This is a genomic window from Caenimonas sp. SL110, assembly GCF_001044395.1.
Taxonomy (GTDB): domain Bacteria; phylum Pseudomonadota; class Gammaproteobacteria; order Burkholderiales; family Burkholderiaceae_C; genus Ramlibacter.
The window spans coordinates 43,964-61,003 of the sequence record NZ_JANU01000010.1 but is presented as its reverse complement, the minus strand read 5'-3'; the positions used below and the strand labels follow the sequence as shown (position 1 = coordinate 61,003).

The window sequence follows — 17,040 nt, the reverse complement described above, 5'->3', positions numbered from 1 at the left end:
AAAGTTGACAGATGCCGAACAGCGCCCCGACCCTCGATTCTCTTTTCAGCCCCGTGCTGACCACCACCTTCGAGAACGCCGCATCGCTTGCATGGACCACGGTTTCCGCTCTGCTTGCGGGTGGTTCGGATGCCGACACCAACCCACTGGGCATCGCGATCACCGCGCTGGACACCAGCATGGGCACCTGGCAGTTCAGCAACGATGCGGGCGCGAACTGGCTGACCATTCATGCGAGCCTGATCAACAGCTCGACCAACGAACTGGCGCTGCTGCTCGCACCCACGGCCCTGGTTCGCATGTTGCCGTTTGGTGAGTTGAACGGGACCCTCGCTGAGGCGATCACGTTCCGTGCGTGGGACCAGACCAGCGGAAATCAGGGCGACTATGTCGTGATTGCTGGAACGGGTGCTGACAGCGCGTTCAGCAGTGACAGCGATACGGCGGGGCTGACGGTGACTGCCGTCAACGATGCGCCTACCTTTGCGCCAGTCGCGGGGACGGGCAAGGCACTGGTGGCTGTGGGACCTTCCAGCGACTATGGCCAGAGCGTCACCGTTCAGCCTGACGGCAAGATCGTCATCGCGGGCTACAGCAACAACGGCATCAATGACGACTTCGGCCTTGTCCGTCTCAATGCTGACGGCACCCTGGACACCAGCTTCAACGGCACAGGCAAGGCGCTGATTCCGCTCGCCGGGGGAAATGATTCCGGCTCCAGCGTTATCGTGCAGACAGACGGAAAGATACTGATCGCGGGGAGCAGTGACAATGGCACGAATTTCGATTTCAGCCTGATCCGCCTGAATGCCAACGGCACGCTGGACACCAGCTTCAACGGCACGGGCAAGGCACTGGTGCCGGTGGGCATCTCTTATGACTTCGGAAACAGCATCACCGTACAGCCCGACGGCAAGATCGTGATCGCCGGTAACAGCTTCAATGGTTCTGGTTACGACTTTGGCGTGGTTCGCCTAACCATCGACGGCACGCTGGACACCAGCTTCAACGGAACCGGAAAGGCGCAGCTGCCGGTTGGAACCGGTTATGACTTTGCCGGCGGCGTTGCCATGCAACCGGACGGCAAGATCGTCGTTGCGGGCACCGGTTCCGATAGTTCAAATCAGTTTGGCTTGATCCGGTTGAACGCCGATGGTTCGCTGGACACCAGCTTCAACAGCACGGGACGGGCGTTGGTTCCGGTTGGAGGCTCAGGGGACACGGGCAAGTGCATCATCGTGCAGCCTGACGGCAAGATCGTCGTCGCAGGCACCAGCTACACCGGTCTCTCGTCCGACTTCGGCGTCATCCGTTTTGATGCAGACGGCACACTGGACACCAGCTTCAACGGCACTGGCAAAGCGATGATCCCGGTCGGAACCGCTTTTGACACGGGCACCAGCGCGATCTTGCAGCCTGACGGCAAGATCGTGATCGCAGGGTCCAGCGCCCGGGCCGACTCCGGTGACGATTTCAGCCTGATCCGGCTGAACGCCGATGGCACGCTTGACACGAGCTTCAACGGAACGGGAAAAATCCTGGTGCAGCTTGGGAGCAATTTTGAGTCCGCCACCAGCGTGACCCTGCAGCCCGACGGCAAGATCGTGGTTGCAGGCTACAGCTACAACGTCGGCGCGCCCGACTTCGGCGTGCTCCGTCTGAATGCCGACGGCACGCTGGACACCAGCTTCAACGGAACCGTCGCCAATACCTTGGGCGGCACCGTCGCTACCACCGAGAACGCTGCCGCGATCGCACTGGACCCTTCGGTGTCCATCTACGACGCCGAGCTCGGGACGGCAGGTGCGTACGACGGCGCAACCTTCACCCTGGCTCGCAGCAGCGGAACGTCGCCCGAAGACGTCTTCTCCGGCCTGGGCAACCTATCGTTCAACGTCGGCAACGCCGTACTGTCAGGCGTGACGATCGGCACGGTCACCAACACAGGCGGCGCCCTCACCATCACCTTCAACGGCAACGCGACCCAGGCCCGCGTGAACGAAGCCCTGTCGAGCATCGGCTACGCCAATGCCTCCGACAACCCATCAGCCAGCGTGCAGATCGGCTGGTCGTTCAGCGACGGCAACATCAGCGCGCAGGGAACCGGCGGAGCGCTCACAGCCACTGGCAGCACCACCGTGAACATCACGCCGGTCAACGACCTGCCCACTGGCGAGGTCACCATCTCCGGAGTCGCGACGGTGGGCAACCTGCTCACGGCAACGAACACGCTGGCCGATGCCGAAGGCATCGACACACCGGTCGTCTACCAGTGGCAAGCCGATGGGGAGGACATCGACGGGGCCGTCGGTGACACCTTCACGGTCACCTCAGCCGAGTTCGGCAAGGTGATTTCGGTGGAGGCCAGCTACACCGACGGGCGTGATACCCACGAGGCTGTCACCGTCACCATGAGCAATGCAGCAGGGGCTGTGCTGACCGCACAACCCGACGAGAAATTCCTGTTTGGCTCATTCGGCAGCGACCTTCTCATCGCCAGCGGCCGGACCAAGATGCTGGGCGGCGATGGCGACGACACTTACCTGCCCGGAGGCAAAGGCCAGGTGATCGAGGCGAAGGGCGAAGGCGAGGACACGGTGATCTCAACGCTGGCCTTCGTCCTGGGGCCCAATGTCGAGAACCTGATCTTGCAAGGCACGGGCGACATCAAGGGTACGGGCAACGAACTCGACAACGAGATCCTGGGAAACAGTGCGGACAACAAGCTTACCGGGCTGGGCGGCGCGGACACGCTCACCGGCGCAGCCGGCGCCGATCGGTTCATCTACACCAGCGTGGCGGACAGCAACGCGATGAGCCTGGACACCATCGCCGACTTCAACGCAGCCGAAGGCGACAAGATCCGCCTGACGCAAGTCGACGCGAACGAAGCGCTGATCGGCAACCAGAAATTCACCTTCATCGGCTCGCAGCCGTTCAGCGACTTTGCCGATGCCACGGGCCTGTTGCGATTCGACCCCGCCACTCACCAGCTTGAAGGCAGCGTGAACGCTAACGGCGCTGCCGAACTGGTGATCGTGCTCGCGGGAGTCGTGTCGCTGACCGGCGCCGATATCGACCTCTAGCTGTCGCCGTAGTCATTGGCAAGCCATTGGCGCAAGTGCCCGTCGGCGTGTACCCTTGCGCGATGAGCAACACCAACGACGAAATCTGGCGCGCGCGGGTCCATCTGGCAGCGGCCAATCGCCTCGCGGTCTACGACGACCTCGAAGAGGGCATCGACAACCACTTCACCATGCGCGTCCCCGGCCATGACGACCGCTACCTGGTCCTGCCGTTCGGCCTGCACTGGTCCGAGGCGAGGGCCAGCGACCTGATCGTGTTCAACGAGGCGGGGCAGGTGCTCCAAGGCAGTGGCAGCCTGGAGCTGAGCGCCCTTAGCATCCATGCGCCGCTGCACCGGATCAGCGGCGCGAACGTGATCCTGCACACCCACCAGACCTGGGCGCTGGCGCTGAACATGCTGGAGGACAACCGCCTGCTGCCGGGCAGCCAGACGGCTGCATTCCTCACGCGCAACATTGCTTATGACGACGGCTACACGGGCCTGGCCGACTCGCTGAGCGAAGGTGAACGGCTGGCTGGCGCGCTGGGCGACAAGCACATCATGTTCATGAAGAACCACGGAGTGATTGCAGTGGGCGACAACGTTGCGCAGGCCTATCGGCGCCTCTACAAACTGGAGCGGGTCTGCCGCGCGCAGATCCTGGCCATGTCCACCGGCCGGCCCCTGGCGCTGCTTCATGAAGAGATGGTCAAGCGGGTGGAGGCGCCGAACCCTCGCAACAGCCATTCGCAGGCGGAGCGTGAGGCCCTTTACTTCGCCGCCATGATGCGTGTGCTGGATCGGGAGATGCCGGGGTACGCGGACTGAGTGCCAACGGATGCGGGCCAAGCCGCATCACGAGTGGGTCGGTTACGTGGATCTTGCCGCTTCCAGGGCGATGATGGCTTTCGCAGCCTTGTCCAGAACGTCCAGGCGCAGGTCGATCAGCATCTGGCGAATCTCATTACTCGCCAGCCCGTTCGCGGGATCCAGGCGGAGCTTGAAAAAGTCGCGATCCATCAAGTCGTATCCCAGCTTTGCGTGTATCTGGCACGCTGCATGTCGAGCATCTGGTGTGAATTGCCCCGCATCGAACTGAACCAGAAGGCCCTCGCATTCGTTCAAGAGCTCGAGCCACTTCTTGTGCGCAGGGCCGATGTTCAAAATGGCGCGAACTTCCGCCTCCCGGGCTGGTGTCATGTGATTGGAGGGTTTCAGGTCCGTCTTGAGTTGGCCCATGGCCGCGTCGTGTCCCACCCGGTCGAGAGCATCCGGTGCCTGCTCCATGTCGGCCCAGAATTTGATGATGTCGCCATGGACAAATAACTGATCGCGATGGGGTGCTGTAGATGCCTCGGCCGCCTGCTCATGCCGGCGCAGTGCCATCATCATCGACCGCGTCATTGCCAGCAGGCCTGTATTGAGCGATTGCCTCGTTAGCGAAAACGCGCGGTTCCCACTCACCACGAGCGACAGCCGCGTCGACGTCTGCGCCAGCGACCGCGCCTCACCGTGCGTCAACATCGGCGGCAAGAGGCTCAGCGCATCGTTGGGGACGTCGTGAAAGTGCACGCGCACGGCGGGCGCTGCGAGCTCGTCCTGTTGCAGCGTCAAGGCATGCAAGCTGTCGACATCGCTGCGCACCCTGCCGTTCTTGTAGTCGTCTTCGGTGTACTGCTGGCCCGCAGGGTTGACCTCGGAGGTTGAGGCGCGGGCACGCGCATGGTCCGAACTCTGGCTGATCATTTAGTGTCTCCTGAGCCGCAAAATTGCGGTCCAAGTTCGTAACTTCAGGCTGCCCTTCGTTCCCTATACCGACGTGCAATCGGGTCGGCGGCTGGTGGAGCCCTCCATAATCAAGGACCGCCCCCCGCTTGTCTGAGATACCACCTTTCGCCATGGATAAATCGTTGCTGCAGCAGCAGGTGCTGAAACGGCTCGCCGAAGACCTGCTGCAAGCCGAACAGGCCGTGCGGGCGGCCCATGAAACGGCGACACACGAAGAAAACATCGCCGAGAACAAATACGACACCCTGGGACTCGAAGCGGCCTACCTGGCCACCGGCCTGGTTCGGCGCGCCGAAGCCATCCGCCAGGCGCTGGCCCATTGGCGCCAGTTTCGCCCGCTTCCCTACGACGCCAGCAAAGGTATACAGCTGGGCGCGCTGGTCTGCCTGGTCGATTCGGGCGACAGGCAACAACACCTTTTTCTCGGCCCGGATGGCGGCAGCATGAAGTTGGTCAGCGGCACCCAGCTCATTCAGGTCATCAGCAGCGAAGCCCCTTTGGGCATGGCCATGCTGGGCAAATGCGAGGGTGATGAGGTGTCGATACAGGTCGCTCCAAACCGGCAGCAGTTTGAGGTGCTGCGGGTTGATTAGGGCGTGAACGCCTGCAAGCCACCAACCCCGCAGGCAAGCGGTGACGGCGCCTCTGTCTCAATCCCTACCGTTTCGCCGTCCGCTCGCGTATGAGCTGCGCGGCCACGCAAGCACCTTGCTGCCTCACGATCTCCTGCACCTGGTTCTCACCCGCGACACCCGCAGCGACCCGGTCGCCCACATTCGTGCCAGCGGTTGACCGAATGAACTGCATCGCGCTCAGGTAGTCCCGAACTTCCTTTTCGCAGCCTGCCACGCGCTTGTCCTGCTGTATGGGCTGCGCTTGCGCGCCAATGGCGACTACTGCAAAAAACACAGCGGTCATCGGGCGGGGCATCATCAAATTCATCGTTTCACCTCCGGCCACGACTTTGGCCGTCGTTCGTGAAACCTTGATGTCCAATCTCTGGCCCGCGCGTCACCTGCCACTGGCCATGCCGGGTTACTCAGCGCACGACCCCGCCATACACCCTGCCTGACGATTGGCTGCGGCAAGTACATTGAACCCCGGGCACCGCGTTGCCATCGGAAATTGCGCACTTTTGCAGCGACCAATCGGCTTGCTGCTTTGGCTGGGCGGACACGTCGCAGCTCGCTCTTGTTGCCCTGTTTTCAAGCGCCGGGTTTTTTTCGCCGGTTGGTATTTGGGGCGTAGTCCCGATGGATCTGGTGATTCCGCCGTACAGCTTGTTGGTTGTCTTGCTGATGCACGAGCATTGGTGTCCCGCCTGCGCGGCTGAACCAGCCGGCACCACGCACGAATTGAAAAACCAGTCGCTTTGTGTCTTCGGCTGCGCCGAGACATCGCACACGAGGGACTGCGCCTCAATCGCACGCCGGGGCCGGCCATTCGAATGAGTCGCGTCCTGTTCTTGCATGCATGTGCCACGAGCGTCGCAGAACGCCGGCTCGCCAAGCCGCCGGATCAAGGCATGGAAGGCGTCGCGCTGGTGGATGCATGCAGCCCTGCTTACCGACGCGCCGTTGCAGATCTCGGTTGCAATGGACTTGAACTGGGCATCGCAGTACTCCCTGGTGAGCCCACTGTTTCGAGTGCCATAGCACTGGTCATGTGCCCGGCAGGCAGATTCAAAACTGACGCCGTTCGAAATGGCCTGCCCCATTTCGTAGATCTGGGCGAGTCCGCGCTGCCACCTGCCGGAGCCGCAGACCGTCACCGGATTTTGAATTTGCGTATCCGGTGGAGGCGATCCGCTGCCCGGGACTGTTGAAGGTTCCGCGGGCAATGGATCAGGGCATGAGACTCTCACGGCCCCCTTGACGGGAAGCGATGACGGCCCCGATGTTCGCATCAGGTACCCACTGGGCAGTCGCCAGCAATCTGCGAGAGCTGGCAAGCATGCGGCCGAACACAACCAGATGCCTGCTACAGCGAGAGTTCTCAGGCCCACGACTCAAGCCCGAATGGACGACGGCGAGCTTGACAGACTTCCCGGTAGTGTCGAGGGCAGCATGGCCCTCAGGTTCGTTTCGATCTTTGCGAATATGAGGTACAGGGCCAGCAACATGAAGGCGGCAAAGCAACTTCCTGCGAGCCCGAGCAGAAAAATCGCCCGCGCCTTCGCGGCTGCGATCCTGGCGAATTCGGCGGCCTCTTCTGCTGTTACCCGGCGCGCTTCCTGATCACGGAAAGCGCGTCGTTCCGCTTCGATCAAGGACCACATGCGAGCATGAAAGTTGATGGTCGGAATCACCACCGAGCCGACGGCTTTGTCCTTCTTGAGTTTGGCCACCTCCGGATTCTTGAGAACCGAACAGGTGAAGTCGGTCATCGCCCTGACCCAATCCGGCCCACGCGCCGGATTGGAGTCCGATGCGATGCGTTCGATACGTGAACGCAGGGCTTCATTGCGCAGTGACTGTTCAGGTCCACTGGTCGTCTCGGTCTCCTGTTCCGAGAGTTTCCGGAAATCCTCTGAACAGCGAAAGATCGCAAGCACCTGTTCCGCGTATTGCTGCGTCACGACATTCGGATCCTGCGCTGGCTTCGCGCCGCCACCTTTTTCCTCTTCGAGGCGGCGCTTTTCCTGCTCGATCAGGTATTTCTTCAGGTCTTCGATGGTGATGGTCCGGGCCGGTGGTTCTTTTGCGGGTGAGGGTGGTTCGGGCTTTTGCATGAAGTTGTATGCCACGAACGGAAGCATGACGAAGATCGCGAGGATCGCCATCGTCATCAGGAAAACAATGACGTACTTGAATATCAGGAGGTACTTGTCCTCTAACCGGGTATTCGGCGTTTCCTGCATTTATGAGCTCCGATGAACCCGGGGGCACCCGGGAATTAAAGATCCAGCGATGACTTGGCCTTGGGAGGGGGGGGCTTGCCGCCCTCGGCGGCGGGAGGTTTTGGGGCTGCAGGTGGAGCGGTCGCCGCAACTGGACTGGGAGCGGGGACTGGCGGCACCCTGATCGTGGGGGCAGTCGCCGCCACCGGCTGCTTGGCCTTCTTCGCCGCAGCCTCGGCGGCCATGCGGTCGGCACGTGCCTTTTCTGCCGCAAGTATTGCTGCGCGCCTGTCCGCTTCAGCTCGCCGCAGAGCTGCGTCGCGTTCTGCGAGAGCCTTGGTGGTTCGCGCGCTGTGATCGTCGGGCAATACGTTGAGTGAGACCGTCCGGGCATTGCCAAGGCATCCGATGGCGCTGTGCAGGCCCTGGAATTTCATCTTTCCGTAGACCTGTATCACACTGGAGCCCGCGCGTTTGTAGGAGTGGCGCAGCGAAAGCGCTCCATACGGAGTACCCGCACGCAAATTCTCCACACGCCCGTCGCCGAAGTCGACGACCAGGTTGCAAATGCTCTGGTTGCTGTTCTCGATCGGCCTTAGGTCAATGACGACTTCAAATTCTTCGCTGAGGCCGACCTCCGTCCTGGACGCGCGAGCTGAGGCCAATTCCTGGGCCTGGGCTTGGAGCGTGGGGATCGCGTAAGCCGAAAAAAGCAGCGCGGTGCACTGAGCAACGGCAACCGCGCGCATTCTGCCGCGAACGCAGCCGGCACAGTCGCGCAACAACCCACCCACAGCCTTTGTCAGGGCCTCGAATACAAGGAGCTTGGGTACCATGGAATCCTCCAGGCCGGCCAGGACACTTACTCGCATATGGCCTGTAAAAGCGCCCGGCACTGCATCCGGATTCCGGCTACGGCAGAGTACCTATTGTTTCCAAGTGTGTAAAGAGAAACAACGCGTGTCGCAATTGACGCCGTCCCGCCGCCACGCCATGGCACGCGCCTTGCATCTCAACTTGGATACAAGATGGGATGCTCAAAGATGGTGCAGGCGTGGATCACACGATTCGATCAACCGGTGTCGCTCTCGCAGGCGCAGGACGGCCCCCTTGCGGGTCTCGTTTTCGCCGCCAAGGACAACATCGATGTGGCGGGTGTTCCTACCACCGCTGCCTGTCCCGCATTCGCCTATGTGCCCGCTGAACACGCCACCGTGGTGCAGCGCCTGCTCGCAGCAGGTGCGGCGTGCCTGGGCAAGACCAACCTCGACCAGTTCGCCTGCGGCCTGAACGGCACGCGCTCGCCCTATGGCGCAGTGCCCAATGCCTTTGACGCGCGCTATGTGAGCGGCGGCTCCAGCTCCGGGTCGGCCTATGCGGTCGCAACCGGGCAGGTCGATTTCGCGCTCGGCACCGACACCGCAGGTTCCGGCCGCGTGCCTGCGGGGCTGAACAACATCGTGGGCCTCAAGCCTTCCAAGGGCCTGATCAGCACGCACGGCGTGGTTCCTGCTGCGCAGAGCGTGGACTGCGTGTCCATCTTCGCGCGCACGGTGGGCATGGCCGTGCGTGTGCTGCGCTGCGCATCGGCCTACGACCCGCGCGATCCGTATTCGCGCAAGCTGCAACTCGCTGCGCAGCCCTGGCGCGGTTCATTTCGTTTCGGTGTGCCGTCGGTGACCGAATTCTTCGGTGATGCCGTTGCCGAATCCGAGTTCGGCCTGGCGATCTCGCGCCTGCGCGAACTCGGCGGCACGCCGGTTGCCATCGACTACACGCCGCTCGCGCAGGCTGCGGGCCTGCTTTACGACAGCGCCCTGGTGGCCGAGCGTTACGCTGCCGTGCGGTCTTTCTTCGACGCGCATGAGGACGAGGTGATCGAGCCGGTGCGCAGCATTCTTGCGAGCGGCAAGGCCTACAGCGCGGCAGATTTTTGCCAGGCGCAGGTGAGGTTGCAGGCGCTCGCGCGTCAGGCCGCTGCGATGTGGGATTCGATCGACGTGCTGCTGGTGCCCACGGCGCCCACGCACTACACCATCGCGCAGATGCAGGCCGACCCGGTGGCGCTCAATCGCAACCTCGGCGCGTACACCAACTTCGTCAACCTGCTGGACTATGCGGCGCTGTCGGTGCCCAGTTCGATGCGGCCAGATGGACTGCCGTTCGGCATCACGCTGATAGGGCAGTGCGGCAGCGACCTGCAGCTGGCTGAACTCGGCCAGCGCTATCACCACGCGACCGGTCTGCTGCAGGGCGCGACCGGCGTGCCCTTGCCCCAACAGGAAACGATAGAAGGATTGCGCAGCCCCGCCTCGGTGCGGGTCGCCGTGGTCGGCGCGCATCTGTCCGGCATGCCGCTCAACAAGCAGCTCACCGAACGCGGGGCCACGCTGGTGGGCGCCGCGCAAACCGCGCCCGACTACCGGTTCTTCGCATTGCCCGGCACCGTGCCGCCCAAGCCCGGTCTCGTGCGCGTCGCAGCGGGCAGCGGCTCGCGCATCGCGCTGGAGCTGTGGGACATGCCGCTGGAGCACTACGGCTCATTCGTATCGCTGGTGCCTGCGCCGCTGGGCATCGGCACCCTGGCGCTCGCCGATGGCCGCACGGTGCAGGGCTTCCTGTGCGAAGCGCTTGCAGCGCAAGGCGCGCTGGACATCTCGCACCACGGTGGCTGGCGCACGTACATGGCTTCGCTGGCCGTTGCCGAACCGCTGATCACGCCCTGATCACCTCCATCCATGACCTCACGCTGAATCTTCCAGGAGCATTGCAATGACACACTTCACGTCGAATCCACCTGTCGCCACCGGCCGCCGCAAGCTGCTGCAAGGCGCGCTCGCAGCATCCGTCCTGGGGGTCGCCTCGCCTCTGCTGGCGCAGGGTGCGCCAAAGATTCGCATCGGCTACTGGCCGGTGGCAGCCGGCTTGCCGTTCTTCGCAGCGATTGAAAAGGGCTACTTCAAGGAAGCAGGCCTGGATGTAGAGCCGCTCAAATTCGCAGGCGCGCAGCAGGTGATGGAAGCCATGCTTGCGGGCCGCTCCGACGGAAGCTCCAACGGCACAGGCTCGGCCAATCTCGCCATCGGTGAGATCGCGCAGCCGGGCCTGTTCAAGATCTTCTGCACCAACCCGAGCAACGCAACCCATGTGCTCGAAGAGTTCATCGTCGCCAAGGACAACCCGGTCAAGTCCGTGGCCGATCTGCGCGGCAAGCGGATTGCCAGCGGCCCCGGCATCCAGAACGTGACGCTGTGCAAGACCATGCTCGAGCGTGCAGGCGCAGGCGTGATGAGCGTGACCGAACTGCCCATCGGCCAGCACGTGGCGGCCATCGTCGCAGGGCAGGTCGACGCGATCTACACGCTGGAGCCGACCGGCACGGTGGGCCGCATGAACGGCACGACGCGCGTGCTCGAAGCAGGCGTGGTCGCGCGCTACATCCTGGGCGATCCGCAGGCGCCGTGGCATGGCGGCTCTGCCAGCCTGACCACCGAGTTCATCAAGAAGAACCCCGACACCGCCAGGAAGTACATGGCCGCCTATGCACGCGGCGTGGACCTGGTGCGCAAGAACCCGGCTGAAGCGCGCCAGTTCATGAAGGGCTACACCGCCATCGAAGGCGCGCTCACCAGCGAAGTGCCGCTGGCCTCTTACATGATGTTCAACGAGTTCAAGGCAAGCGACGTCGCGTACTTCCAGAAGTTCTACGACCTGTTCACCGAAAAAGGCATCTTCGAAAAGAAGGTGCTGGTGGACGGCCTTCTGTACAAGGGCTGAGCGACATGGCTGATTCCCTGAACGTCACCGTGATCGCAGGCGGCGCAACGCCCAAACCGTGGGTGCCGCCTTCGGCCAACGCCATGCCACTCGCGCCCAGCCGATTCGACTGGAGCCGCGCGCTGCCGGTGCTGGGGCCGCTGCTGCTGTTCATCATCTGGGACCTGGTGGTGCGCATGGGCCTCATCAAGCCCATCTTGCTGCCGCCGCCGCTGGCCACGCTGGAGACGCTGGTCAAGGGCCTCGCCGGTGGTCCGTTGCTGTTTGACTTTCTGGTGACGGTCAAGCGCACCTTGCAGGCATTCGCCATTGCAGCCGTCGTCGGTATGCCGCTGGGCGTGCTGCTCGGCAGCAACGAGAAGGCGTACCGCAGCGTCGAGTTCCTGATTGATTTCTTCCGGTCCACACCGTCGTCGGCGCTGATCCCCTTGTTCCTGCTGATCTTCGGCGTGTCCGATATCAACAAGGTCGCCATCGCAGCGTTCGGCGCATTCCTGATCGTGATTTTCAACAGCGCTTATGGCGTGATCAACGCGCGCAAGCAGCGCGTGATGGCCGCGAAGGTGATGGGCGCTTCGCGGTGGCAGGTGTTCCGTGATGTGCTGGTGTGGGAGAGCCTGCAGCCGTCCTTCGTCGGCTTGCGCTCGGCGGTGTCGATGGCGCTTGTGATCGTGATCGTCGCCGAGATGTTCATCGGCTCCGACGCGGGCCTGGGTCACCGCATCATCGACGCGCAGCAGGTGCTCAACGTCAAGAGCATGTACGCCGCGATTCTTTCTGCCGGCGCTTTGGGCTATGCGCTCAACGTGCTGTTTCTGCTGGCTGAACGCCGCATCGTGCACTGGAGTGGAAGATGAGCGCTGTCCTGAACGCCCCCGGCGCCGACTACGTCGATGTGCCGCCGCCCGCATTCACACCCGGCCCGGCCGGCACCGAGATCACGATACGCGGCCTGACGAAATACTTCGCTGGCTGGCCGCTGTACGAGAACTTTGATCTGGACATTCCCAAGCACAAGATCGTGTCGGTGTTCGGCCCCAACGGCTGCGGCAAGTCCACGCTGATCAACATGATCGCGGGTCTGGTGCCGATCGACTCCGGCGAGATCCTGTTCGACGGCAAGTCGCTGAAGGACACGCGCATCGGCTACGTGTTCCAGAACTACCGCGAGGCACTGTTCCCGTGGATGCGCACCATCGACAACATCGCCTATCCGCTGAAGCTGGAGAAAAAATCCAAAGCTGAGGTGGACAGGCGCATGGCCGAACTGGTCGCATCGTTCGATGTGAAGTTCGACCTGAATCGCTATCCATACGAGCTGTCGGGCGGGCAGCAGCAGACCGCATCCATCATGCGTGCATTGGCGAACAACCCCGAAGTGCTGTTCCTGGATGAGCCGTTCTCTGCGCTCGACTTCGAGATGACACTATTCATCCGCGAGAAGCTGCAGGAGGTGTTCATGAAGACCGGCACCACCATGCTGCTGGTGTCGCACGATCTCGAAGAAGCGGTGTACCTGGCCGACGAGGTGCTGCTGCTGACCAAGCGGCCCACGCGCGTAGCCGAGATCCTGCCTTACCGCGAGGCGCGTCCGCGCACGGTCGAGACGCTGTCCGACCCGGGCTTCATCGCCACGCGCAAGCGCAGCCTGGAGATCTTCCAGCGCGAGGTCAGGCGATGAAAGCCGCTATTCGGCCTGTGGCGCAAGGAACGCCGCCACCATCTGCCGGGTGAGGTTCAGATGCGCCTTTTGCCACGACCCCTTGTTCAGGTCCCGCTCGAAGATGCGCGACAGGGTAAAGGCATGGGCGCGGCCGTAGTAGGCCAGGCTCACCATCGCCACGTACAGATGCAGCGCGTCTATGCCTGGGCGCACCGTGCCCGCAGCAGCGCCACGCGCAAGCAGCTTGCGGATCACACTCAACACCGGCGTGGACATCTCCGGGATGCGCGCGGAGCGGGCGAGGTGGCGTGCTTCGTTGAGGTTCTCGAAGGCCAGCAGTTTGCGCAGTTGCGGGTGGGCCGCGAAGTGGTTGTCCACGAAGTCGAAGATGCGCAGCAGTCCTTCGAGTGGCTGCAGGTGATCGGCACCGACTTGCAGTTCGTCGTGGCGCAGGTCGGCGAGCACAGCTTCGAGCACCGCGACATAGAGGTCGTCCTTGCTGCCGAAGTAGTGATACAGCATGCGGATGTTGGTGCCGGCTCGCTGCGCGACGCGGTCGGTGCGCGCGCCGCTGTAGCCGTGGTCGGAGAACTCGCCTACAGCAGCTTCAAGGATTGCCGCGCGGGTGCGCTCGGGGTCGCGCCTGGGCGGCCCTTGCAGTCCTTGCGGTGCGGCAGCTGCGCTCGCCTTGCGGCGAGGGGTACGTGATGTCAAGCGTTGCTCCGGTTGTGAGTCAGTGCGACGGCAAGGTCGAGCAGTTGCTCGTCCTGTCCGGCGGCGGCGATGAAGGAGACCGCCACGGGCAGGCTGTTCGCGCTTGCCAATGGCATCGTGATTTGAGGCAGACCGGCGTGGCCCGCGATGGAGCCGAGCGCGAGTGCGCGTTGGTAGAAGAGACCGAGTTCGTCGCCACTCGCGTTGCGCTGCAGGGCGACGCAGGGCGCGGCGGGGATCAGCCAGGCCTCGCCGGGCGCGAGGCGCGTGGCAAGGCTGTGTCTTGCTCGCGTTCGCCAGGCGTTCCAAATCTCGAACAGGGCAGGGTCCAGCGCCAGTGCCTGCTCGAAGCGCGGCGCGATGGAAGGACCGAACGCGGGTTTGCGCGCGCGAATCCAGGGCCCAAGCTGTTGCCGGATTTCCAGGCCCTGCAGCGTGGCGTAGGTGTTCACCCATTCGTGCCAGTCGCCATCGAACACGTCGACGCGTTGCTCGATACCGGCGCGTGCGCACCAGTCGATGAGCGCATCGCGCACAGGCGCATCGGCCAGTTCGAGTGTGTCGTGCGCAATCCGCAATTTCAGCGGACGCTGCGTTTGGGTCACGCGGCTTTGCAGCAAGACGCGGCCTGCCGCACGCAGCCGTTGCGCATCGCGGGCGAACCAGCCCACGGTGTCGTAACTCGGCGCGAATGGCACAACGCCATCGAGCGAGATGCGGCCGTGCGTCGCACGCATCGCAAAGACACCACAAAACGATGCGGGAACCCGCACCGAGCCGCCGGTATCGGTGCCCAGTGCGATGTCCGCTTCGTTCCAGGCGACGGCAGCCGCCGATCCGCTGGAAGAGCCGCCGGTCAGTCGCTCAGGGTCGGTGGGGTGACGCGGCGCGCCGTACCAGGCGTTGTCGCCCTCCAGGCTGAATGCCAGTTCATCGGTGATGGTCTTGCCCACGACTCGCGCGCCATTCGCGCGCAGCAAGGCAACGGCGGGCGCATCGGCGTCGGCGACGCCATGACTCGCAAGCCAGTCGGGATTGCCGCCTCCGGTGTGCGCAGCTGCTACGTCGATCAGGTCCTTCACGGCCAGCCGCATGCCATCGAGCACACCGCTGCCCGTCGCTGCGCGCTCGCAGCGCGGTCCGGGGACGAAGCCGCGTGACCCGGTCGAAGCCTCCATCACCGTGCGGGCAGGGCGTCGAGCACCTGCTGCGAGCCGGTCACGAAGCCGAAGCACTTCTTCACGTTCCATACCGTGGCCTCGGTGCAGAACGCAGGCGAGCTGGTCGCGCAGCAGTCTTCCAGCATCACGCAGCCGTAGCCCAGAAAGTTGGCATCGGTCAGGGTGTGCAGCACGCACTGGTCGGTGTTGCAGCCTGCGAACAAGATCGTCTTGATGCCCAGGTTCTTCAGGATGCTGTCCAGCGGCGTGTCCCAGAAGCCGCTGATGCGGTGCTTGTCCACCTGGATGTCGCCGGCTTGCGGCGCGAGTTCATCGACGACAGCGGCAGCCCACGAATCCTTTTCCAGCACGTTGCCCTTGCCGCTGGGCAGCGGGTAGCCCAGCCCCACGCCCTGGCCGCCGTTGTCGTACAGGTGAATCTGGTTGGGCGGCATGTTGGCGAGGTCGGCTCGATTGCCCCAGTTGACCCACACCACCGGCACGCCCGCATCGCGCAGCGCAGGCAGCAGTTTTTGCAGCGGCTCGATAGGCGTGCGGTCGGCGGTGTAGTCAAAGCCCAGCGAATCGACCCAGCCATCTTTCGCGCAGAAATCGTTCTGCAAATCGATGATGACGATGGCGGTTCGCCGCAAGTCCACGACCACGTTTTGCGGCTGCGCGGTGATGCGCGCGCGCTCGGGCGGCGGCGGTGCGACGGACATGTCGACCTCGCCCGGCGTGGCGATCCAGTAGTAGTGATGGCCCAGGCCCAGGGCGCCTTCGGGGCGGTTGTCAGGCAGGTACGGATGGCGTTTCATGACAGCTCCAGGTTGCGTTCGATCAGGGTGCGCGCCGCGCGACATGTTGGTGCGTGTGCACCGGCTGCGCGCGCGAAATTGCAAAAAGTACAGCTTTCAGACTGGCATTGTTATTGCGATGCATGTCGGTAAGTAATCGTTTATTTACTTGTTCCCTACCTCCAAGCGAAAGGCATGCCATGAAGACCCTGTCCCCCCTGTCTCCTCTTTCACGTTCGGTCATTGCGATGACCCTCGCCACCGGCGCCCTGTTGCCTGCCGCGCAGGCCGCTGACCCGCTGGCCGTGGGCATCCTCATCCCCGGTTCCAAGTCCGACAAGGGCTGGATGGAATCGGGTTATGACGGCTTGACGGCTGCGCAGAAGTCGCTGGGCAGCAAGGTCAAGGTGCAGATGATCGAAAACATCAACTACGCCGACATGGAACAGGCGCTCACCAATCTTGCGTCCAAGAACAAGCTGGTGATCGGGGTGGGCGGCCAGACGCAGGCAGCGGTGATGAAGGTTGCCAAGCGTTTCCCCAACACCAAGTTCTCCATCGTGGGCGGCAACAAGGGCGACGAGATGCCCAACGTGGCAGGCTACGACGTCAAGCAGGCCGAGATCGCGTTTGTCGCGGGTGCGGCAGCGGCCATGCTCTCCAAGAGCGGCGCTGTGAGTTATGTGGGCGGCATGGAGATTCCTTCCATCGTCAATGCCGGCAAGGAGTTCGGCAACGGCGCGAAGTACGTCAACCCCAAGATCAAGTATTTCGAGAACTACACCGGCGACTTCGACAATGTCGCCAAGTCCAAGGAAGCCACGCTGGCCGCCATTGCGCAGGGCGCGGACGTGCACTATCACATCCTGAACCTGGGCCTGCGCGGCATGGAGCAGGCAGCCAAGGAAAAGTCCACCAAGATCGTGGGCAGCTACACCGACCGCTGCGGCACCGATCCGCTGTATCCCGCCTACAGCATCACAGGCGTGGGTTACCAGGTGCAGTACGCGATCGACGAAGCAGTCAAGGGCACATGGAAGGCGGGCTACAAGCCATTCGGCCTGGCGATGGGCCCCAAGGCATCGGACATGGTCGTGTGCGGCGCGACACCCGAGATGAAGACCAAGCTGGAGCAGATCAAGAAGGACATCCAGAGCGGCAAGATCAAGGTGCTGGAAGGCTGATAGGCCGTGCGCGGCTATCCCGATTCGAGTCCGGGTGTGGGTACCGTGGAT

Annotated in this window: 16 protein-coding genes; 8 read left to right on the top strand and 8 right to left on the bottom strand. The window is 63.1% G+C overall.

Annotated features, from left to right (window positions below):
* Positions 1-11 precede the first annotated feature (11 nt).
* Positions 12-3,086 carry a hypothetical protein gene (locus AQ12_RS07210; protein WP_048439208.1) on the top strand — a complete coding sequence of 1,025 codons (3,075 nt, stop codon included), beginning with the start codon at positions 12-14 and terminating at the stop codon, positions 3,084-3,086.
* Between the two features lie 62 nt (positions 3,087-3,148).
* On the top strand, positions 3,149-3,895 hold the full coding sequence (locus AQ12_RS07205) for a class II aldolase/adducin family protein (RefSeq protein ID WP_048439207.1): 747 nt from the start codon (positions 3,149-3,151) through the stop codon (positions 3,893-3,895).
* 42 nt (positions 3,896-3,937) lie between these two features.
* Here AQ12_RS07205 and AQ12_RS07200 read toward each other — a convergent pair whose 3' ends face one another.
* Positions 3,938-4,681 (bottom strand): hypothetical protein, encoded by a 744-nt coding sequence (locus AQ12_RS07200; RefSeq protein ID WP_152682714.1) that lies wholly within the window; start codon positions 4,679-4,681, stop codon positions 3,938-3,940.
* A 284-nt stretch (positions 4,682-4,965) separates the two neighbouring features.
* Between AQ12_RS07200 and AQ12_RS07195 the strand changes: the two genes are divergently transcribed.
* The gene (locus AQ12_RS07195) at positions 4,966-5,448 is read left to right on the top strand and encodes a GreA/GreB family elongation factor (RefSeq protein ID WP_048439205.1); all 483 of its coding nucleotides are present in this window, start codon (positions 4,966-4,968) and stop codon (positions 5,446-5,448) included.
* Between the two features lie 64 nt (positions 5,449-5,512).
* Here the strand turns inward: AQ12_RS07195 and AQ12_RS07190 are convergent, their stop codons facing one another.
* The 4 genes from AQ12_RS07190 to AQ12_RS07175 all read right to left on the bottom strand — a co-directional run bounded on the left by AQ12_RS07190 (position 5,513) and on the right by AQ12_RS07175 (position 8,359).
* Positions 5,513-5,797 (bottom strand): hypothetical protein, encoded by a 285-nt coding sequence (locus AQ12_RS07190; protein ID WP_152682713.1) that lies wholly within the window; start codon positions 5,795-5,797, stop codon positions 5,513-5,515.
* A gap of 97 nt (positions 5,798-5,894) precedes the next feature.
* Positions 5,895-6,572 carry a hypothetical protein gene (locus tag AQ12_RS07185; RefSeq protein ID WP_152682712.1) on the bottom strand — a complete coding sequence of 226 codons (678 nt, stop codon included), beginning with the start codon at positions 6,570-6,572 and terminating at the stop codon, positions 5,895-5,897.
* 291 nt (positions 6,573-6,863) lie between these two features.
* Positions 6,864-7,715, bottom strand: a complete 852-nt coding sequence (locus AQ12_RS07180; RefSeq protein WP_048439202.1) for a hypothetical protein — start codon at positions 7,713-7,715, stop codon at positions 6,864-6,866.
* A 35-nt stretch (positions 7,716-7,750) separates the two neighbouring features.
* Positions 7,751-8,359 (bottom strand): hypothetical protein, encoded by a 609-nt coding sequence (locus AQ12_RS07175; protein ID WP_161798994.1) that lies wholly within the window; start codon positions 8,357-8,359, stop codon positions 7,751-7,753.
* A 363-nt stretch (positions 8,360-8,722) separates the two neighbouring features.
* On the opposite strand from AQ12_RS07175, the gene atzF reads away from it, so the two are divergent.
* The 4 genes from atzF to AQ12_RS07155 are packed head-to-tail and all read left to right on the top strand — an operon-like array spanning position 8,723 to position 13,152.
* Positions 8,723-10,420, top strand: a complete 1,698-nt coding sequence (gene atzF, locus AQ12_RS07170; protein WP_048439200.1) for an allophanate hydrolase — start codon at positions 8,723-8,725, stop codon at positions 10,418-10,420.
* 46 nt (positions 10,421-10,466) lie between these two features.
* On the top strand, positions 10,467-11,471 hold the full coding sequence (locus tag AQ12_RS07165) for an ABC transporter substrate-binding protein (RefSeq protein ID WP_048439199.1): 1,005 nt from the start codon (positions 10,467-10,469) through the stop codon (positions 11,469-11,471).
* A gap of 5 nt (positions 11,472-11,476) precedes the next feature.
* Positions 11,477-12,328 carry an ABC transporter permease gene (locus AQ12_RS07160; protein ID WP_048439198.1) on the top strand — a complete coding sequence of 284 codons (852 nt, stop codon included), beginning with the start codon at positions 11,477-11,479 and terminating at the stop codon, positions 12,326-12,328.
* Positions 12,325-13,152 carry an ABC transporter ATP-binding protein gene (locus AQ12_RS07155; protein WP_048439197.1) on the top strand — a complete coding sequence of 276 codons (828 nt, stop codon included), beginning with the start codon at positions 12,325-12,327 and terminating at the stop codon, positions 13,150-13,152. Before AQ12_RS07160 ends, AQ12_RS07155 begins: the two co-directional genes overlap by 4 nt.
* A gap of 6 nt (positions 13,153-13,158) precedes the next feature.
* Here the strand turns inward: AQ12_RS07155 and AQ12_RS07150 are convergent, their stop codons facing one another.
* The 3 genes from AQ12_RS07150 to AQ12_RS07140 are packed head-to-tail and all read right to left on the bottom strand — an operon-like array spanning position 13,159 to position 15,826.
* The gene (locus AQ12_RS07150; protein WP_082151446.1) at positions 13,159-13,848 is read right to left on the bottom strand and encodes a TetR/AcrR family transcriptional regulator; all 690 of its coding nucleotides are present in this window, start codon (positions 13,846-13,848) and stop codon (positions 13,159-13,161) included.
* Positions 13,845-15,098 carry an amidase gene (locus AQ12_RS07145; RefSeq protein ID WP_238587671.1) on the bottom strand — a complete coding sequence of 418 codons (1,254 nt, stop codon included), beginning with the start codon at positions 15,096-15,098 and terminating at the stop codon, positions 13,845-13,847. The genes AQ12_RS07150 and AQ12_RS07145 overlap by 4 nt, the downstream gene beginning before the upstream one ends.
* Positions 15,026-15,826 carry a cysteine hydrolase gene (locus tag AQ12_RS07140; RefSeq protein WP_048439231.1) on the bottom strand — a complete coding sequence of 267 codons (801 nt, stop codon included), beginning with the start codon at positions 15,824-15,826 and terminating at the stop codon, positions 15,026-15,028. The genes AQ12_RS07145 and AQ12_RS07140 overlap by 73 nt, the downstream gene beginning before the upstream one ends.
* A 227-nt stretch (positions 15,827-16,053) precedes the next feature.
* Between AQ12_RS07140 and AQ12_RS07135 the strand changes: the two genes are divergently transcribed.
* On the top strand, positions 16,054-16,989 hold the full coding sequence (locus AQ12_RS07135) for a BMP family protein (protein WP_238587672.1): 936 nt from the start codon (positions 16,054-16,056) through the stop codon (positions 16,987-16,989).
* Positions 16,990-17,040 lie beyond the last annotated feature (51 nt).

Bases quoted from the DNA above. Each gene is read 5' to 3' on its own strand.
- AQ12_RS07205 (WP_048439207.1), top strand. From the start codon at position 3,149: ATGAGCAACACCAACGACGAAATCTGGCGCGCGCGGGTCCATCTGGCA.
- AQ12_RS07165 (WP_048439199.1), top strand. From the start codon at position 10,467: ATGACACACTTCACGTCGAATCCACCTGTCGCCACCGGCCGCCGCAAG.
- AQ12_RS07145 (WP_238587671.1), bottom strand. From the start codon at position 15,098: ATGGAACGTGAAGAAGTGCTTCGGCTTCGTGACCGGCTCGCAGCAGGT.
- AQ12_RS07160 (WP_048439198.1), top strand. From the start codon at position 11,477: ATGGCTGATTCCCTGAACGTCACCGTGATCGCAGGCGGCGCAACGCCC.
- AQ12_RS07190 (WP_152682713.1), bottom strand. From the start codon at position 5,797: ATGAATTTGATGATGCCCCGCCCGATGACCGCTGTGTTTTTTGCAGTA.
- AQ12_RS07185 (WP_152682712.1), bottom strand. From the start codon at position 6,572: ATGGGGCAGGCCATTTCGAACGGCGTCAGTTTTGAATCTGCCTGCCGG.
- AQ12_RS07140 (WP_048439231.1), bottom strand. From the start codon at position 15,826: ATGAAACGCCATCCGTACCTGCCTGACAACCGCCCCGAAGGCGCCCTG.
- atzF (WP_048439200.1), top strand. From the start codon at position 8,723: ATGGGATGCTCAAAGATGGTGCAGGCGTGGATCACACGATTCGATCAA.
- AQ12_RS07180 (WP_048439202.1), bottom strand. From the start codon at position 7,715: ATGCAGGAAACGCCGAATACCCGGTTAGAGGACAAGTACCTCCTGATA.
- AQ12_RS07155 (WP_048439197.1), top strand. From the start codon at position 12,325: ATGAGCGCTGTCCTGAACGCCCCCGGCGCCGACTACGTCGATGTGCCG.
- AQ12_RS07210 (WP_048439208.1), top strand. From the start codon at position 12: ATGCCGAACAGCGCCCCGACCCTCGATTCTCTTTTCAGCCCCGTGCTG.
- AQ12_RS07135 (WP_238587672.1), top strand. From the start codon at position 16,054: ATGACCCTCGCCACCGGCGCCCTGTTGCCTGCCGCGCAGGCCGCTGAC.
- AQ12_RS07195 (WP_048439205.1), top strand. From the start codon at position 4,966: ATGGATAAATCGTTGCTGCAGCAGCAGGTGCTGAAACGGCTCGCCGAA.